This is a genomic window from Rhodococcus sp. KBW08, assembly GCF_003852455.1.
In the GTDB taxonomy this organism is placed as follows: Bacteria; Actinomycetota; Actinomycetes; order Mycobacteriales; family Mycobacteriaceae; genus Rhodococcus_F; species Rhodococcus_F baikonurensis.
Genome location: NZ_QAJJ01000002.1, coordinates 1 through 1,077, shown reverse-complemented (window position 1 = coordinate 1,077; position 1,077 = coordinate 1). Strand labels below are relative to the sequence as shown.

1 pseudogene is annotated in these 1,077 nt (G+C 63.3%); it reads right to left on the bottom strand.

Going from position 1 to position 1,077, the window contains the following annotated elements:
• Positions 1-950 (bottom strand): annotated as a pseudogene (locus DBV08_RS00375) (ABC transporter permease); the annotation flags it as partial.
• Between the last annotated feature and the right edge of the window lie 127 nt (positions 951-1,077).

Below are 1,077 nucleotides of genomic sequence, written 5' to 3'. Positions count from 1 at the left end.
CCGTGCCAGAGCGAAAGCTCGCGAGAGATGACGGTGCCCAGTCGGGATGCGCGCCAACCGGTTCGAATGTCGCGGCCCTGGTTCTTCAATTGCACGGAAGTGGCGCCCGCTGATTCTGCGACCTTCCCGTTGAAGTAGCGAACGACCAGGCGTTGCCATGACCACAGCAGTGCGAGATCGACCAGCACCAGGGCGAGGACTGCTCCGGCGGCGAGGAGCCAGGCGCCTCCTGCTGCTGCGTCGACACTGGTGATTCCCCACGCGAACGGGATCGAATGCGCGACCGTGAGCGGCCACGTGACGTCGCCGTCCACGACCGTGCCGAGGCGACTCTGCAGCGGAAATTGCAGCAGATACAGCCCGCCGAAGAACGTGCTGAATGCCAACAGTCCCAGTTCGCGGCTGCGACGACTCCGCAGGAGCTGCGACATCGCCAGCATCGCGACCCGTGAGGTGCCGACAATCAGCAGGACCGTTGTGGGCCACGCAACGATCGCCAGAGGCAACGCGGCAGCATGGTGGGTTGCTGCATAGATCGGTATCGCTGCGGCAGCCAACGCGGTGATCGGGACGGTCATACCGACCAGCGACGTCGAGAACAGTGCTCTGGCGAGTCGGACGGGTTCCAGGGGGAGTAGTTGGAAATGTCTGGGGTGAAGATTGTCATCTGACAGACCAGACATGATCGGCATCAAGATCCACATCACGCCGATAGCCGACAGTGCGAGACTGGTTGTGCCGCTGACGAGTTCGGACGAGCTCGCGCTCGTCCCCGAGGCTTGCAGGCACAGCAGAGCTGCCCCCAGAACGCCGAAGAGTGCTGCCACGACTTTGATGACGGCTCTGCCGCCGGTGAATTGACGTTTGTAGAGGGTCACGCGCATGCGGAGAACAGTGCGCCACAGTGAGGTTGGGGCGCTGCGCGTCGTCGGCAAGCTCGTAATGCTCATGCGCGCATCCATGACAGTCCGTCGGGATTGGGACTGCGGCTGCCGACAAGGCGAACGAATGCCTCGTCGAGTGTGTTGCCTGCGCGCACCTCGTCGACCGTTCCTGAAGCCACGACGCGACCGTCTG